The sequence below is a fragment of the Cupriavidus sp. FW305-3-2-15-C-LB2 genome, from assembly GCF_058787575.1.
The window spans coordinates 20,208-36,641 of record NZ_JBYSZW010000014.1; the positions used below are offsets into that span (position 1 = coordinate 20,208).

Here is a 16,434-nt window from a genome sequence, read left to right on the forward strand (position 1 = left end):
CCGCTCGCCCGGATGCCGGCATGGGCGGTGGCAAGTCCATCGGGGACATTCGCATCGACTTTGGCAGCGATGGGAAGGGATCCACGCCGGCAAAGTGAACCAGTTCTGCGATGCTCACTACACTGTATGCAGGTGCCGCATCATTGCGCGCGATGTAGGCTGCGGCTGGTGCGCAAAAGTCGGCATTCATCCGCGACGCTGGCGCGCTGCGGGGGCGAATCCGCTTCCCTGATTTCGTCCGGAAGGCCTGCCAGCCTAAAGCTCTCGGCCTGCGACGCCTTGTCGCCAAAGTCGGCGCTGGATGCCAGGTGCCACGGTCGAGCCCAGCGCCACGTCCATAGTCGCGCAAGCTGCCTCGCTCACCGGCAGGCAACCGCTCTTCCTCGTAGAAGTCGCTGTCCCGCGGCAGCGCGCGAGCGGCATCAGCCGCCCCCCGAGTGAGGTGTTCGCAGACCAGAGCGCCGTTCGCGTCTGGGCGGAGTGCATGACCGCATATGCGCATTAGCACAGAATTCGGGTGTGGCTGGCCTTGGTGATGACCGGCTGCTGGCCATGAGCGAATACGTAAGCACAGGCTGGTGCCGGTAAGTCCTTGGCGCCGACCTTGGTCGGTGCGAGGAAGAAGAGGATCGAGAGGGCGGGCGGCCGCAGCATTTGGATTTCCAGATCAAAGTAGCGCTTCCAGCTTGCCGCAGGCCGGGCGAAGTCAAGGTTCGGTGCTATCCGGAAGGCTGTCCACGGCTCGGGCGACGAACTCTTCTAGAATTGGGAACGGCCATTCGTCGTTCTCCTTCGCCTCTTCAGCGATGATCGCAGTCAGGGCGGGTACGTGTTCGAACCGGACCATTGGGGCACCATCGATATAGATAACCTTGGATCGCCGAACAACCTTACGATAGCGGCCGGCATCCTCGATGACGGTCTCCGGCGGCGAGACGTGCTTGAACTGAAAACCCGGCTGCGCCAACGCTGCGGCCATGGCTGCGAATTTCGGCCCGTTCGTTGCCCAATCGGTGGTAGTCGATGCGAGCAGGTTCAGGAAATAGGGGATGTCGGACGAGGTCAGCTCACGCCGGGCGAGCATGGAAATCGTCTGCTGGTCTGCCGGCCGGTGTTCCACCCGGGAGTTCCAGATCGCGCGCAACTGCGCAGAAGCGGTGTCCGTGTCGGTGGATTCCAGGCGGACTGGCGACGTTGAGATACCGCATTCCTCACAGACGACGACAGCCTGCAGACGGCCGGCGATGAAGAGGGGGGCGCCATCGCAGTGGGCGCAGTTGAGCAGGCCGGTTGGCATGGCAAGGTCCGGGTGGAGAAGCCGGAATTATGCCTTGCACCGGCCGGCTGCCCGTTAAGATCGCTCGTCGGGCTGTTCGAATACCGGCTCGTTGATGGCGAGGTATCGCGTCGAAGTGCTGAGCAGGCCGCGGCGCGCCGTGCCCTGGAAGCCCTGCAGCATTTCGCTGTGGTCGCGAAGCGTCCGGCCGATCTGCCAGAACTCGTTGAGCCAGTGACCCTCAGGCCCCATCGAACCGCCGTGGCGGCCGGTTGCGATCGCGCCGCGGATGGCTAGGACGGTCTCAGGCTTCGGGTATTCGGATTGGTCGTTTTCGAACTGCTGCATTGCTACCTTGGTTGATTGGCCCAGTGCAGGGCCGGGTGGAGGTGGAACCCGGCGGCCTCTCGAAACAACTCGGCGGCACGGCGGATATATTGAAGAATCCATTCTGAGACGAGCCTGCGTCGGCCAATACGTCCAGCGCCGAGGCCAGTTCGAACCGTGCCGCGGAACGGTTCGATGACCCGGTCGCCTGGTTCGGTGAGAAAGCGGACAAAGAACTCAGGAATTGCCGTCGGCTGCATGGTGCCATGAAGTGGCAACCCGAGCGCTACGGCTTCCTGCCGTACTGCACCGCTGGCCCCGCTCGAGCACATTTCGCGATAGTCGGCCCGGTGTGGGCTCGCCAAAGGACCGGGGCCGGATTCGGTAGGCGCCATCACCATAGACGGTGGTTCTGCGCTCCCCGCCGGCGTCCATCAGGCGCTGGTGACATGCCGTGTGCGCCTCCAGCACACGCAGGTTGTTGGCGCGGACGCTGGCCGGGTCGTTCGTGAGCCAGAGTACTCGGCATAGCAGTTGTCGCAGCCCGGGCCCACTTTCGGGCACCCCTGCCACGGTTTCCAGCTGTGGTCTGCCCACTCGATACGGGTGTTCTCACTCATGCTGGCACATCCTCGAACATGTCGATGGTACGGCGTGTCGCGTTCGGGCTGGCCGTCCTCGGCGAGCAGTATTTGACCGATATAGGCCGATCCGAGACCACAGTAAGGGTAATCGGTCTCGGTCCAGCCATCTTCGAAGTCCGCAGGAGTCCGATAGGGGCCGACCAGCTCGTAGCGCGGCTCCGCGCAGTCGCCCTCGATGTCCCGGCGCTCACGTTTGGTGGCGACGAGCGCGGCCTCGGCGTCATCGGCTTGAATGACGGCGCGGTAGACGATCTCAGTGTTGTAGAGCGGCATTGGTGAATCCTCCTTGCCTACCAGGCTTTCGTGGATGGTGAATGCTTTAGTGGACCGCCTGAACTATCGTGAACCTAGCGTAGCGCGCGCGACCCGAAGTCACGCAAGGAGTGAACCATGTGGACTTGCACGAAGTGCCGTCTCTCGGTGATGTTTAACACGGCAGACCCACAGCTGGACGAACGCGGTTTCTTTTTCACCTGCCTTGGGTGTGAACATAGAAATCCGCTCGCCCGGGTTGGACCAACGCACAGGGGCGACGATGATCCCCTGTATCTCGCTCAAGTCGTGGATGCCTAAGGCTCACCAGAGTCCAGCGCCGCCCCGCTTGCCCTGAAGCATCGGACCGGGAACTCGAAGAGCGTCGCGCAGGCGCACTGGTCGCCGCAACGAGCCGAGACGGTTGTCTCTTCAGCCAGGCCATAGCGAATGGCAGAGGCCCGAAGGTGGGCCGCGTCGATGCAATCTTCGGTAAGCGCGGCCAACACCTCCTGCGCAAAGCCGTTCAGGCGCGCAAGTTCCGCGCCGATAGGGCCGTGGATGTAGAGGTAAAGGCCGTTCTGCATCTTGCGAACGGCCATCGTTTCGGCGGCCATGCGGGCCAACAGTGCTTCCGCAGCCTCCCAGCCAATGCGCAGATGGCGCTGGATTAGCGCCACCGACGCGGCGCGGTGTTGGTGGACCAGTTCCATTGCCCTATGGAACAATTCTCCATCCATCGCTGCGTGTTCAGCCTGCATGGGTGGCCTCCGAGGCTGTCCCGACAGGGGACGGCAGCCGAACCGCGGAAAGCGGTTGCGCGGGAGCGTTCCATTCGACGAACGGCACGCTGGCGGCGCGGTAGTGCTGGCGCTTTGCCGCCATTCGGGTGACGTACTCCGGGTTGCCAGCCATTCCCAGCACTTCGATTACCACCTCCGGCGATGTGTCGGTCAGCACGAAATCGGGATGAACCGGCGCGTTGACGATGTGCCGGAGCGGTTTGCGGAAGGCGCGCCGCTGTGCCACCAGGTGGTCCGCCATCGCCACCTCGTGCGCCGAGTCGCAAGGCAGAAACTGCGCGTTGGTGAGCATCGCGGCCGCGTCCGCGATCGTCAGGTAGTTCGACTTGGATCGTTCGAACAGCAGGATCGCCACACAACGCTGATCAGGTTGACCCGCCCCCGCGAGCGCCGTGCCATGGGAGCGCCGCCAGCGGGCGAGCAGGAAAATATCTCGGTGGCGCCGTATCACTAGCGTCGGGCGGAGCGTGGAGGTCTTGCCCGCGCCGGCGTAAGCCTTGACCTTGAGGGCGTCGCCGCCCTTCACCGCGTCAACGACGGCGTCCCGCTCGTCGGTCGGGGCCATTAGACCACCTCCAGCGCGGCTTGGCGGTTCACGGATTCCCACGCGCGGCGTCGGATCTCGGCGTGGCCGGCGTCGGCCTCGGCCACCCGGCGTGCCCGGTCACCGCTCAGTTCGTCGACGATGTAGATGAAATTGGTTGCGGTAGTCGGGCCGGGCCAGGACAGCCACTTCGCGCGGATCTGCGCCTTGCCGGCTTCCGGCAACGAAAAGAATCGGGTACGGGCCTTGCGCCACACGCGGGCCTCGAACGCACGCTGGCTCGCTTCGAACCTGTCCGCTTGCCGTTGCCGGCGATCAATCTCTTCGTCGGCTTGGTGCTGCTCCGCGGCGACGTGCTCGGGGAAGAGCGGGTATCGGTCGCGCTCGCGCTGCTGCTTGCGCGCGAAAGCGGCCTGCCGGCGGGCGTTGAACTCGATGGGGGTGTAGCGCCCGAAGCGGGTGAAGCGCATGGTAACGAGGTATCGAATGGTCTATGACCAAGATACCGGCGCCATCGCGAAGTCAAGGCCGCCGGCCGGCGAGATTCGCCAAACACATTCTCAAGGCGCCCGTGGCGGGAGTTGCGCCCGAAAGCTATAGAATTTGGGGTATCTTTTCGGGAAATCCCATGTCATCACCCCAGACCCCCGCCGTTCGCGAGGTTTCCCTCGGCGCGCGGCCCAAGAGCGAACGCGAGTTCATCCCGCCCGGCGACCCGCAATACGCGGAAATCGCGATGCTTGATGCCTTCACGTTCAAGCGCTATCTCGACCGGACGTTCTGGTACCCGAGGCGGGAAGTGCTGCGCTTCGAGGTTCGGGCGATGCCGTCGCCGACCGGCAGCATCTACGACGTCGTGGCGCTGGTCGCGTCGGGGGAGGGCGAGGCGTGGTTTTCTGAGGCCGCAGTGCCCGCACGATGGGACTATGTCGCCATCAGCGAAACCAGTCACGGCCTGTCGAAGATGCAGACCGCCAAGCTGAAGGCAGAGGGCAAGCTGCCCGCTGACTATGAGCCGTTCGGGGACGATGGGCCGGTGCTGGATCACTCCAACCTGGAGAACCCGGAAGAGGTTGACCTGCGCCGGTGGGATGTGGTGAACCGCGTGCGCGAGGCAAGCCGGCAGCGACGCGCGACAGGTTGAGCCGCAGCTGGGGGGACTTGTCCCCGAGCGACGATTCGCAGTAATATCCGCCCGATTCTTCGCGCTTTCAGCGCATCGACCCTGCCGGTGTACCGGCCATCTTTTTTTTCCACCCATTGGGGCTTTGCCCAATGGGGAAGGCTCCATTCTTTTTTGGAGCCTTGCATGGTTGTCTCCTCCCGTATCAGCGCTCTGGCTGTCTTTGCGACGGTCATCAACCTGTTCGCGGTCCTGTATTTTCTTATCTTCACCGCCGACGATCGCCTTGCGATGATGCAAGTGCACTTCGTTGCCGAAATCGAGTTTCTGGTCCTGATCAGTTGGCTTCTTGCGAAGCTGTCGATTGCGGAGCAGAAGCCTTCCATTGCAGGCTGACCCATCGCGGGCGCCTGCCAATCCATCCACTACCCACCGGGGAAACGTCCCCGGTGGGGCGTTTCTCCAACTCGCTTGAGGAAACGCTATGTTCATCCACTCTCTTTCCATCGAAGTCGGGCCGGTGCCTGCCGATGAATCCTGCGCGCAGGTCGGGCACCCCGACTATGAGGCGAAATCTCGCCTGGAATGCGCGGTCTACATCCGTCAGCTGAAGCGGGTCTTTGGCAATCCGGATCCGCTCACGCTCACGTTTGAGCGCCGCGGATTTGCGCACGACCTCGGCCGTTACCATGAAGTGGTTGCCATCATGACGGCTGCGGGCGCGGATCTATTCGACGAAGCCAAGGTCCCGACGGGCTGGGATGCGATAGCGCGCGCGGAGCTCACATGGCTGCGCCTACAAGCACGGTGGCGCGAGCAGGTCGTTGCCGGAGCTGTCGACATGACGGAAGTGCCGGCCGTGTTCTGCAGCACCACGATTCCGGATTTCCCTGATCACCCGGTTTCGGCCTGGTGGGCGATGGGCTTCTCGCCCTTGCCCGCTGGTCCGGCGATCTCCCTGCACTAATTTGGAGGCCGCATGTACAACGAAATCATTGAGCGCTTCGTCAGGGCCCAGGAGGCGGCATGTGCAGCCTATCGTTCGGCTGCGAGCTTCGAGCGCGAGTGCCTGGCAGGCATCCCCGGGAACAGCCACACTGTGGAGATTCGCTCCGAGTATGGAACGGCCAGGGAGCTTGAAAGCTTCTGCTCTTCGCTTGCCGGCAATGTGGTCAACCGCGCTCGCCGCGAGTTTGCTCCTGCGGGAACACGTCTGGACATCGACGATACCAAAGAGCATGAGCACGCGGGCCTGGACATCGGCAAGGCGCTCAAGGCTGGGAAGATCCCCGACATTGACGGGCTGTGGGCGTCGCTTCATGACCGCTATGGCGGGAGTGGCGGCAAGGAACTGGCCTACCAGCAAGCTGCGCAGCGGATCATCAAAGGCTTCTGGCTCAACCGGCGCAATGAGGTTCAGCGCACCGCGTCAGCGGTGATTCTGCGCATGCGAGTGACTTCGGAAGGCTGCTACGGGCGATCGTGCAGGAAGGTGGGCTACTACAGCTGCCAGACTGCCGCGGATTGCCTGCAGGGCCTCACCGCTTTTGCTGCCAAAGCGGGTCACTCGTCGCTGGCCAGTGGCCTCTCGCGTATCAATGTCCACAACATTGAGTACAACTACCGCGAGAAGCAAAGCCATCCTGGGCTTGACATCGTCTTCTTCAAAGACGGGTGGGAGTTCAAGTTTTCCCACCAGGTGGCCGAGGCGTTGATGCTGTTCATCGGCGAATTTGGCGCTGCGTTCATGGAAGAGACGGCCTGACACGCGATGTAAGCTACCGATGGTGAGACGCGGATTCCCGTCACCGGCCATGCCAAATCTGAGAAGCCATTCGAGCCGGCGATGCACCCGATCTCGATGACTTCCGGGAAACGTCTGCGCCGCATCTATGGGGCCAACGGACACGCCATGGCCGTTCAGTAAACGGCCCAGACACTCCCACGGGCCCTTGGGCTAGCCAGCAGTATGGCAGCCCGGCGCACAGCCACGGCGATGCGGATGCGTTTGGTGGCGATATCGGAACAGGTCGACGGCGCCGAACATCCGATGCGGCAACTGCATTTCGGCTCGCTGGAGCGGTGATAGCCGCCTTCTTCGCGCTGGCAGTGTTTGCGCGCTGCATGAGCCACGCGCCGCTGGCAAGTTGCCTGGCAAGGTGCCACGCAAGCGATCCATTCCAGCCGCAGCAGCGTCAGACCCTCCCTGGCCTCAACAACATCCAGTTAAACGAGTACTGGGAGTTGCGCTTCGCACTTCCGATCGCGGGCACGTTGCTGGCCTTCGTCCAGCAGCAGGCTGGCACCTACCGAGTTTGAATGGCGGATTTCGCATTCGATCCACTACATGCCTCGTCTTTGATGGGGCGTTTTTCTTATGGGACCTATCATGACCAATTGGTACGAGCCCTTACGGGCTATTGTGAGCCTCGGCTCGCAAGCCGAAAAAGTCGCGCACATGGGCGAGTTGCACGCGGCGCGTAAGCGCCATCTTTCGCAGTTCTTCACCCCGGATGTGATCGCCCGCCTGATGTGGGGTGTGGTGGCCGACTGGTTGCCGGATCGGAAGGTGTCCATCCTGGACAATTCTGTCGGGTCCGGCCGTCTGCTGCAGTTTGCAGATCCGGTCAGGTACAGCCTCTTTGGTGTGGACGTGCACAAACCAACGATCGAGATAATTCAACAAGCAATCGAGGCAGCCGGCTTCGACGGCAGCTTTCGGCACGCTGGGATGGAGGATATTCATCCGCGCAGATTCGATATCGCGCTAATAAATCCCCCGTTCTCGATTCATCTGGAGTCGCCACACCTGCAGCCCTACGACTGCACGACATGGGGCCGGTTTGGCCCGCGTACCAGCGCGCTGAGCCATGAGTACGCACTTGCCCAGGCACTCGACGCCTCACAAGTCGTGGTCGCCTTGCTTCCGACCACGTTTGTCGACAAGTTTGCTGATGGGTCGATTCCGCATGGCGAGCCATATAGCGATGCCTCGCGTCGCGTGGTGGGTGCATTCGACCTACCCGCGAACGCGTTTCGTGAGGAAGGCGCCGAAGTGCGCACCTCCATCGCCGTGTTTGCTCGCTACCGCGTGCGGGGAGGCATTCTGCGCCAGCCGGTGCGGGATCTGTCGACACCGTTGCCGAAGCTCCAGCTGGAGTGGGACGAGCGGCGATATGGAGAGCCGAAGCTGGCACACCAGCTGCTGGACGATCACGGTCCCGCTATCACGCGGCCTGTAACCTCGCAGAAACGGGTACGCATCTCGCATGACGGCCGCCGGATCATCCTCGGCTTCGAGTGCGGATTCACCGAGGCGATGGTGCTCAACCATGTGTTGGAACGCCGAATCGTATCGCAGGAAGGTCAGCGGCTACCGAGCGGCTTTTGCTATGCGGGCACGGGTCGGCTGGATCTGGAAACCTACCTCGTGCAGGCAGATCCGATCGCTGCGCTTCGCGAGCTCGTGAGGCTGGTGAAGCGCGCAGGCGGCGAGCCGGAGTTCGCGCCGGGCTTTCTGGAGCATTTGCACCAGCGGCTGCGCCGCAGTGCGCGGCAGGCGCTGCCTCTGCGCCATGCCGTTTGGACAACGGGCGTCGGCGCCGTGAACATGCTCGTTGCGGTCGCGACCAAGACGCATGTGGTCGACACCACCGTCTGGGGAAGCCCGATTATCAAAGCTGGCCAGGCAGTGCAGTTTGCCCGGCAGGCAGATGGTCGATATGAGTACGAGGTGCGCGGGAAGCGCTACGTCGTCTCGTTGGACGAAATCACCACCCGATACAGTGTCGAGAAATCGGCGCAGGCCTGGGAAATCGTCCATGAAGGGCTGCAACGCCGTTATCCGCAACAGGCCAACCAGCTGCGCAAGCGGCTGCTGGCGTTGGGAATCGACAAGTGGTTGGACTGGCAATTCCAGCAGGAAGACCTGGTCGAGCTGCTGATGAAGCCCAACGGCGCAGTAGCGGCATGGGAGCAGGGCTGTGGCAAGTCGCGGCTCGCTGCGGCACTGATCCTGCTGTCCGGGGTTCGGCATGGCCTGATCGTGGTGGAAGCCAGACTGGTCCCGGAGATGCGCGCGGAACTGGGGCAAATTCTGCCGGCGTCGGATGTTCACGTGATCGAGTCGCCGGAAGACCTGAGTACGCTGGGACGAATCAACCTGATCGCCTACGAACGGCTTCGCATGCCGGTATGCCGGAAGGCGTCGCGGCGTGTCACCTATGCCCATCGGCTGCGCCGGCGTATCAGTCTGCTGGTGGCAGACGAGGGCGAGCGGTTGTCGAACCCGACCAGTGACCAGAGCCGCGCGCTATGGCAGCTGTCGGCCAGACGCCGCTATATCCTGACAGGCAGCCCGATCGCCAACTATCCGCGTGACATCTTCGGACTGATCGCGTTCACGGGTGGCGACGGCACTGCGGCCCAGCCGTACGGCTACCGGCGCGGCTACCTCGAGGCGAACTGGCTGGCCACGGCGCAGCATGCCGAACGAGGTATCGACCGCTTCCGCAGTGATTTTGTGGTGCTGGAGTGGGTGACCTGGGAATTTGCGGAGAGCCTGCAGGACGGGGCGAAGCGCGAAGTGCCGAAGATTGGCAATCTCCCGCGGTATCGCCAGATGCTGGCGCCGCACGTGAAGCGTCGCTTGGTCTGCGAGCCCGACGTGTCGCGGTACATCCAGATCGAGCCACCAGCTGTGGAGGTGGTCGAGACGGACTGGGATCCTGCTCACCTGTCGCTCTACCTGCGTACGGCGGACGAGTTTGCCGAATGGTACCGGGACGTCCGCAAGGATGGCCGGCCGAACAATCTGATTGCCATTCTTGCCAGGATCCGTGCGGTGCATTTCGCCGCCAACTACCCGCAGCACGGGGTAGACGGTGTCGGCGGGCTGGCGCAGCTCACCAGCAAGCAACGCGCCGTGGTTAAACGGCTGGTGGCAATTGCCGCCGAAGGGAAGCAGGCCATCCTGTTTGCCGAGAACCCGGGGGTTATCGACCTCATCGCCAGTCAGCTGAAGGCGAAGGGGGTGGAGACCGTGCCGTTCCATGGTGGCATTCCGATTGCGAAGCGCGTGGCCGACAAGGACAAGCGGTTCGTCGGCGGCAACGCCACAGGGCTTCTTTGTACCAAGGCGTCCGGCCGGGCTGGCTACAACCTGCCCAATGCTGACTACGTCCTCTTCTATGATCGTTCGTGGACGTGGCGCATCGAGTATCAGGCGATGCGGCGCGCGCTGCGGTGGAACCGGAAAGGGCAGTTAAAGGTGGTGTATTTCCATCTGCCGGGAAGCGTCGATTGCTATCAGGACCAGATGGTGGCGCACAAACGGGACGCCATGGAGGCTGGTCTGGACTGGGCGACGCCGGAACTCGAAGACGAGGCGTTCCTGCACATGGACACGCTGTTAGACCATTTTGTTGAAGATCTCGCCAAGCTGCACGGCCGCAAGGTCCGGGATCAACGCGAGCTGCTTAAGGAGGCGGCATGAAGACTGACGACTGCAGGATCGCCATTGGCGATGGCTTGGCGACGATCAAGTGCCGCGGCACCCGCGGTACCACCGTGGCAAGGATCCTGGGTACCGTCGAGGCAGACGGGATGGAGGTGATCTGCCTGGATCGGCTGGTGCATGGCATTTTTGAATCGGAGCTGGACGGCTGGCAAGTTGCCGGCGCGGTCACCACGCTGCTGTCGCGGCCCATCGGCCCGCGGCATGGCGTGCACCACTAATCGAATCGCCTGGTCGCGCGCGGCCGGGCTTTCGCTCGTACCTGACTCGACCGAGTCAATATCAGGCGAAAGACGAAAGAAATTGGCGAGCGTTTGGGCGACAGCGAAAGCTGTTCGCCCCATGCTGGTTTCGGCAGCCCCCGCTACGGAAACCCTCTCGCACTTGCTCCCAGCCCTCCCTTCCAGAGGGCATTTTTTTTTGAACAACCGCAGGAGCCAATCCGTTGCTACGATCATCAGGTCGGGTGGGCTAGCGTGGGCCTATTGATCCGGAGGGCTGACTTCGGATACTCTCTTACCACTTTCCGCGTCCCAGACGCATCGATCCGGCACCGCAAGGTGCCAGCTTCTGCAGTACGGTGGCCGCCGGGCCAGTCCATCCATTCCATCCCGCCGGGAACCACGTTCCCGGTGCGGCAACGGGTTCCCCATTCCTCTTCGGAGAACCCCAATGCTATACCCAACTGCTGTCGCCCTTCGCAAGATCCGTACGGCTCGCAGTCCGCGCACGTACTTTGTCCGGTTGAAATGGCTGAAATCACCGAGTCCATCCGGGCTTCCGGTGTCTACCAACCCATCCTACTTCGCCCTATCAACGGACGATGCGTTCGATTTCAAGCTCGTCGCTGGAGAGCAGCGCTACCGTGACGTCGCTCTCCGCTGAATTACGATTGGGAATCACAATGAAAAAATTGCCGGTTAACGACTACTTGACGCTTTCCGCCTTCCACCTATCGGAAGAGACTTTTTGCTGCTTTGGACAAGAGCCCGTTTTGGCTAACAACTTTGCGAGCTATTTTGTGGAGGTCATCAACGTCTACGCACCTTCTGCTAGACACTATGCAATACCAGAGGACCTGGAGAAGGTAATGCAATACGCGATGTCACTTGGCATCACGTTGCTGCATTTCGATGTCACGGCCGACGAGATAGAGGTTTTGCCGCGGTATGAGTGGTCGTAGCCGTTTCACGCCATGGTAAGAATTGAGGTGCCAATGCATGTTCGTGCTGTAAGGCGCAGAAGCCATGTAGGCGCGGCAAGCGGCCGCCAGCTGTCACCAAAACTTTTACGTTTTCCTCAAGGCCGCCTTCCATACGAACCTGGTCTGTGCCTGGTTGTTATTCGCCGCCACGTGGCAGCAACCATTTTGCGGGATCTTGCTACGCAAGCCAATATTGGCTATCCTCACATCACTTTCCGCGTCCCAGACGCATCGACCCCGCACCGCAAGGTGCCAGCTTCTGCAGTACGGTGGCCGCCCGCTTAGCCGGGCCAGTCCATCCATTCCATCCCACCGGGAACCCGTTCCCGGTGCGGCAACGGGTTCCCCATTGCTCTCCGGAGAATCCACAATGCAATTTCCATCTGCTGTTGCCCTTCGCAAGATCCGTACTGGCCGTAATCCGCGCATGTACTTCGATCCGGTCGAAATGGCTGAACTCACCGAGTCCATCCGGACTTCCGGTGTCTACCAGCCCATCCTGCTTCGCCCCATCGAAGACGACGAGTTCGAGTTCGAGCTCATCGCAGGCGAGCGTCGCTACCGCGGTGCCGTGGAGGCCCACGGCATCGACTGGGTGATTCCCGCCCTCGTCAAAGTAATGACCGACGACGAGGCCGACCGAGCGGCGCTCATCGAGAACGCCCAGCGCGCGAACATGTCGCCGTCTGAAGAGGCCGTTGCCGCCTCGAAGATCGTCGGCCATTGCAAAGGGGATCGCGAGGAAGCCGCCAGGCTCCTGGGCTGGTCCCGCGCGACGCTGGATAAGCGCCTTGCTCTCATGAATTGCAGCCCGGATGTTCAGGCGGCACTGAATGAGCGCAAGATTCAACTCGGTCACGCCGAGTTGCTCGCCACACTCGCCAAGGACAAGCAGGACAAGCTCCTGCCGGTCATCCTCAGCGAGAAGAAGGCGGTGTCGGAGTTGAAGAAAACGATCGAGGCGGCTGCGTGCAGCCTGGAAGTGGCGATCTTCGACAAGACCGACTGCGCCACGTGCCCGCACAACTCCTCGTTGCAAACGGAGATGTTTGGCGAGGCGATCGCTACCGGCAACTGCACCAACAAAGCCTGCTACGCCGAGAAGACCGACCGTAAGCTCGAGGGCATCGTCTACGGGCTCAAGGAAGAGTATCCGATCGTGCGCATCATCCGGTCCGGCGACAACCATACCCGCATTCAGCTGAAGGTGGATGGACCAACCGGGGTCGGTGAGGAACAGGCCAAAGCTTGCCATGCCTGCCAGAACTTCGGTGCCGCGGTCAGCGGTCTGCCGGATTCCATGGGCAAGGTCTATAGCGGCCAGTGCTTCGACACGGCATGCAATCAGAAGAAGGTAGCGGCCCGAATCAAGGCGGAGCGTGATGCGGCCAAGGCGCCTGCTGTCAAGCAGACCGCCGGCAAGACGGCTGCGGCAACGAAGGGCGACAAGTCGTCCGCGGCTGCCGAGAAGCCGGCCACGGTGATCAGCGAGTCGGAGAGGGTGAAGCAGTACCGCACCGAGCTCTGGCGCAAGGCGCTGCGCAAGGAAGTTGCGCAGAACGCTGAACAGGCCAATGCCTACCTGCTGGCCGTCGCCCTGAACGGTCTGTCGCGCAACATTGGCGGCGACGTGATGGGCAAGTTCTTCGAGAAGCTCACCGAGCAGAAGTCGTCCTCGACCCTGCAAGGTTGTCTCACGGCCGTCCATGCCATGGACGCGGGCCGTCGCCAGCAGCTGACGATCGGCATGACGGTGGCGGCAATCGACGGCATGGAGGTGAACAACCTCCGGGAACTGTGCCGGTACCACAAGCTCGACCTGCGCGATCACTGGAACCTGCAGAAATCGCAGGACTTCCTGGAGATGCTGACCAAGTCCGAGATGAAGGTCCTGGCTGACGAACTTGGCATCCGCAAGGTGCTGGGAGATGGCTTTGCCAAGCTGTTCGGCAAATCAAAGGCTGAAGTTGTTGCTGGACTTCTGTCCGTCGACGGCTTCGACTACACCGGCAAGGTCCCCAAGGTCCTCGGCTACTAAGCTTCTTTCCAATCGGAGGCGCCAGGGCGTCCTCCGCCTCATTCATTTCCCAAGGATTCACTATGTTCACTGAATTGGCTGCGCTCGTTCGCGCGAGCGAAAAGGTCGTCGTCACGCTCACTACGCAAGGCGACACTATGTCTGTCGTTGTCGTGCCCGTTGTCAAGGACGCTGCGGATGCTGCGCTGAGCACCCCCTTGGCGCTGTCGGCGACACCGGCGGAGCTTGATGAAGGTTTCGCCGCCGCGATTGCAGGAGTCAGCGCTGCGCGTCAGTCGCTGGCTGAGCAGGTCGAGGCCACCAGGTCCATCCTGGAGGCGGCCAAGACCTCGCAGTCGACCAAAGCCACGAAGGCCCTGACCACGGCGGCGGCGCCGACGGCATCCGAAACGTCCGAGGAGGACGATGACAACGACAAGCCGGAAGGCAGTGTTGGCGCGCAGGCAACGGCGAACGACGGCGCGGCCAAGACGGCCGGCACCGACCTCGCATCGCTGCTGTAAAGGAGACTGGCATGGCACTCGAGGTTAAGAAGCTCACGCGCGAGTTCTCCTATAACGGCATGACGCTGATGGACCCCGGTCCGCAGTTCACGCCCCAGCAGGTGCGCGACGTCTATTCCGCCCAGTACCCCGAGCTGACCACTGCCGCAGTGGATGGCCCGGAGCACAAGGGGGAAGTCGCGCGCTACACGTTCGTCCGCGCTGCCGGCGCAAAGGGCGCTCATGCGCAAATCTGACCTCATGAAGGCACTGTCTACGGGTCAGTTTGCCTCCATCAACAAGGAGCCGCCCGAAAGGGCGGTTTTTATACATTCTGAGGAGACCCAACAATGTTGTTCGATCCTCGCTCGTTTGTTCCTGACATCCATCCGGGACAGCAACCCGCATGGACGCCACACCGACAGCATTCCACTGCCGGACGTCGACCTGCCCATGATTTTCTGACACTGCCGAAGCTTCCAGGCTCTGTTCCAGCCACTGCGCGCCTCACCTATGGCGATGAGTTAGAGGTTACAGATCTGGTGCTGGCGCAATTTGCGGCCGGCATCCTTCGGGCCAGTGATGTGTTGAACCCGACCAGTGCGGGGGATGCTTTCGCGCAGGCCATGTTCGCATGGCTGGGAAAACGAATCCCAGCGTGTCAGCGATTGCAGTTCGGCGCGAAATTATTCGATCGCGGCGCCGCCATGGACCAGGTCATGCAGTTCGGCTGGGAAGACGGGCTGGAAGCGCCGCTCTACCTGGCCATCGAACTGCCCGGCGAGGAGGTGTATGCGATCGGGGAAGCGCGGGCGCACGCCATGCGTGCGGCACACCCGTCGTTGCTCTTCACGGCAATGAACCTGATCAATGCCGCGTGCGGCAAGTCGCTGTTCGTTCGTACGCCTGACATGCTGCTGGACCAGTTCGCCCGCTGGCACTGGGATTACGACGCGACCCTGGCCGACGACGAGAACGCCCGGGAGTTCCTCAAGGAGAACTTCGGTGGCGAGGATGCCGACATCGAGCGCTATCTGCCGTCGGTGGTGCGCGCCGAGCTTGCACCGGACGACACCCTGCCAAGGTATGCGCAAGTCGACGCAGCTTCCGCGCATCTGCGTGAGCTGGGTCCGCGCAACTTGCGCGCTCTGGCGCGCATGCATAGTGGGTGGCTGGGCGAGTTTTGTACGGCGCTCGCCGACCTTCGGCTGCTGCTGGCGAGGGCGGGGGAGCAGTCGGCCATCGCCGGCGCCCAATGGGCAGAGCCGGCCTATTCGGCCGCGACCATCGCCTATCGTCCCAGTGACTATGTGTCGGAGATCCTGGACGACCACTATGAATGCCTGAACAACGCTGGCGACGCCACGATGTTCCAGTGTTTCATTCCTCTTGCAGACGATGCCGCCGCGATTCGCCAGCAGTTCCGCGATCTGGCAGACATGCTGCAAATCATCGGCGCGCTTGACCGCGTGCTCACACTCATTTCTTCATAGGAGGGCCCCATGGCCGAGATCCTGACCGCTTCGCGGTCGCATGATGTGGCCCTGCAAGGGGCCATTTTGCTTTATGGCCGCGCTGTCGGAGACTTTTCGTATGCCACCGCGCATCGAATCGAGCCGGACGGAAACAGCGGCCGCCCCGTGATCGGGGCCGGCACGCCGCTCAATCGGCTGGCGCTGATTCAAGCGGTGCGCCAGGTCGCCGAGGCCTCGTTGCCAAAGGGCGAATTCCTGACGCCCAATGTGCTGTCGATCAGCCCCGCCGCGGTGACGTGGTGGTGTCCGGCAGACCGTCGGCGCGTCTTTTTCAACTGCATGGAGCTTGGCGAGTGCAGCGCCGTGGTGCCGCATCCGGCCCTCGTCTTCCAGGCGTCGCACACGGGGTTCCGTGTCTTCGCACTGCCCGGGCAGGAGCGGCCGGTGCCGGCAACGGTGCTTTACGAGCCGCCTTACTTCAACACGTGGGACAACGGGAAGATCTGCATTGGGAGCGCACATGTGCCAAGGCAGATCGACGTCACCTCCATTGCAGGCTGGGAATCCGGGTTCTTCAACTCGGCATTTACCCATCCCAACCACGGCGGCCAGCGCGTGAAGTACAAGCGCGGCGCCTACGCCTTCTGGAAGGACATGCTTGATGGGAAGTTCCCGGACTACCCGAGGCAGGTTTTCATCCCCATGAAACATACGCTGGCCGATCTGATCGCCGGCAAATTGGACAATTGAT

At 62.2% G+C, this 16,434-nt stretch carries 19 protein-coding genes and 1 pseudogene; 13 read left to right on the plus strand and 7 right to left on the minus strand.

The annotated features are described in order from the left end of the window. Positions 1–501: 501 nt before the first annotated feature. The 7 genes and pseudogenes from AC3WRR_RS12725 to AC3WRR_RS12755 all read right to left on the minus strand — a co-directional run bounded on the left by AC3WRR_RS12725 (position 502) and on the right by AC3WRR_RS12755 (position 4,316). Complete coding sequence (locus AC3WRR_RS12725; RefSeq protein ID WP_158577659.1) at positions 502–654, minus strand: hypothetical protein; 153 nt, start codon at positions 652–654, stop codon at positions 502–504. 52 nt (positions 655–706) lie between these two features. Then, positions 707–1,297: a hypothetical protein gene (locus AC3WRR_RS12730; RefSeq protein ID WP_058698171.1), complete on the minus strand. Its 591-nt coding sequence runs from the start codon at positions 1,295–1,297 to the stop codon at positions 707–709. A gap of 54 nt (positions 1,298–1,351) precedes the next feature. Further along, on the minus strand, positions 1,352–1,624 hold the full coding sequence (locus AC3WRR_RS12735) for a hypothetical protein (RefSeq protein ID WP_058698170.1): 273 nt from the start codon (positions 1,622–1,624) through the stop codon (positions 1,352–1,354). Between the two features lie 485 nt (positions 1,625–2,109). After that, positions 2,110–2,223 (minus strand): annotated as a pseudogene (locus tag AC3WRR_RS12740) (DUF5131 family protein); the annotation flags it as partial. A gap of 593 nt (positions 2,224–2,816) precedes the next feature. Further along, a complete protein-coding gene (locus tag AC3WRR_RS12745; protein WP_058698168.1) occupies positions 2,817–3,260 on the minus strand; it encodes a DNA translocase FtsK in 444 nt (147 codons plus the stop codon). Then, the gene (locus tag AC3WRR_RS12750) at positions 3,250–3,867 is read right to left on the minus strand and encodes a DUF1173 family protein (protein WP_081050304.1); all 618 of its coding nucleotides are present in this window, start codon (positions 3,865–3,867) and stop codon (positions 3,250–3,252) included. The genes AC3WRR_RS12745 and AC3WRR_RS12750 overlap by 11 nt, the downstream gene beginning before the upstream one ends. Beyond that, on the minus strand, positions 3,867–4,316 hold the full coding sequence (locus tag AC3WRR_RS12755) for a hypothetical protein (protein WP_058698167.1): 450 nt from the start codon (positions 4,314–4,316) through the stop codon (positions 3,867–3,869). Before AC3WRR_RS12755 ends, AC3WRR_RS12750 begins: the two co-directional genes overlap by 1 nt. Before the next feature lie 158 nt (positions 4,317–4,474). Between AC3WRR_RS12755 and AC3WRR_RS12760 the strand changes: the two genes are divergently transcribed. The 13 genes from AC3WRR_RS12760 (at position 4,475) to AC3WRR_RS12820 (ending at position 16,433) form a co-directional block, all read left to right on the plus strand. Beyond that, positions 4,475–4,990, plus strand: coding sequence for a hypothetical protein (locus tag AC3WRR_RS12760; RefSeq protein ID WP_058698166.1), 516 nt, complete (start codon positions 4,475–4,477; stop codon positions 4,988–4,990). 165 nt (positions 4,991–5,155) lie between these two features. Beyond that, positions 5,156–5,365, plus strand: a complete 210-nt coding sequence (locus AC3WRR_RS12765; protein ID WP_058698165.1) for a hypothetical protein — start codon at positions 5,156–5,158, stop codon at positions 5,363–5,365. Between the two features lie 88 nt (positions 5,366–5,453). Continuing rightward, entirely contained in the window at positions 5,454–5,936 is a 483-nt protein-coding gene (locus AC3WRR_RS12770; RefSeq protein WP_058698164.1) for a hypothetical protein, read from the plus strand. Between the two features lie 12 nt (positions 5,937–5,948). Then, complete coding sequence (locus tag AC3WRR_RS12775; protein WP_058698163.1) at positions 5,949–6,734, plus strand: hypothetical protein; 786 nt, start codon at positions 5,949–5,951, stop codon at positions 6,732–6,734. Between the two features lie 317 nt (positions 6,735–7,051). After that, the gene (locus AC3WRR_RS12780; RefSeq protein ID WP_058698162.1) at positions 7,052–7,288 is read left to right on the plus strand and encodes a hypothetical protein; all 237 of its coding nucleotides are present in this window, start codon (positions 7,052–7,054) and stop codon (positions 7,286–7,288) included. A 70-nt stretch (positions 7,289–7,358) separates the two neighbouring features. Beyond that, positions 7,359–10,463, plus strand: coding sequence for a DEAD/DEAH box helicase (locus tag AC3WRR_RS12785; RefSeq protein WP_058698253.1), 3,105 nt, complete (start codon positions 7,359–7,361; stop codon positions 10,461–10,463). Beyond that, the gene (locus AC3WRR_RS12790; RefSeq protein ID WP_058698161.1) at positions 10,460–10,705 is read left to right on the plus strand and encodes a hypothetical protein; all 246 of its coding nucleotides are present in this window, start codon (positions 10,460–10,462) and stop codon (positions 10,703–10,705) included. The genes AC3WRR_RS12785 and AC3WRR_RS12790 overlap by 4 nt, the downstream gene beginning before the upstream one ends. Before the next feature lie 644 nt (positions 10,706–11,349). Next, positions 11,350–11,667, plus strand: coding sequence for a DUF5983 family protein (locus AC3WRR_RS12795; protein ID WP_143010731.1), 318 nt, complete (start codon positions 11,350–11,352; stop codon positions 11,665–11,667). Positions 11,668–12,058: 391 nt separating this feature from the next. Next, on the plus strand, positions 12,059–13,726 hold the full coding sequence (locus tag AC3WRR_RS12800) for a PRTRC system ParB family protein (RefSeq protein ID WP_058698159.1): 1,668 nt from the start codon (positions 12,059–12,061) through the stop codon (positions 13,724–13,726). Positions 13,727–13,788: 62 nt separating this feature from the next. Then, positions 13,789–14,229, plus strand: a complete 441-nt coding sequence (locus tag AC3WRR_RS12805) for a PRTRC system protein E (RefSeq protein ID WP_058698158.1) — start codon at positions 13,789–13,791, stop codon at positions 14,227–14,229. Positions 14,230–14,240: 11 nt separating this feature from the next. Then, positions 14,241–14,465 carry a PRTRC system protein C gene (locus tag AC3WRR_RS12810; protein ID WP_058698157.1) on the plus strand — a complete coding sequence of 75 codons (225 nt, stop codon included), beginning with the start codon at positions 14,241–14,243 and terminating at the stop codon, positions 14,463–14,465. A 93-nt stretch (positions 14,466–14,558) separates the two neighbouring features. After that, positions 14,559–15,701 (plus strand): PRTRC system protein F, encoded by a 1,143-nt coding sequence (locus AC3WRR_RS12815; protein WP_081050303.1) that lies wholly within the window; start codon positions 14,559–14,561, stop codon positions 15,699–15,701. A gap of 9 nt (positions 15,702–15,710) precedes the next feature. Continuing rightward, positions 15,711–16,433: a PRTRC system protein B gene (locus AC3WRR_RS12820; RefSeq protein ID WP_058698155.1), complete on the plus strand. Its 723-nt coding sequence runs from the start codon at positions 15,711–15,713 to the stop codon at positions 16,431–16,433. Position 16,434 lies beyond the last annotated feature (1 nt).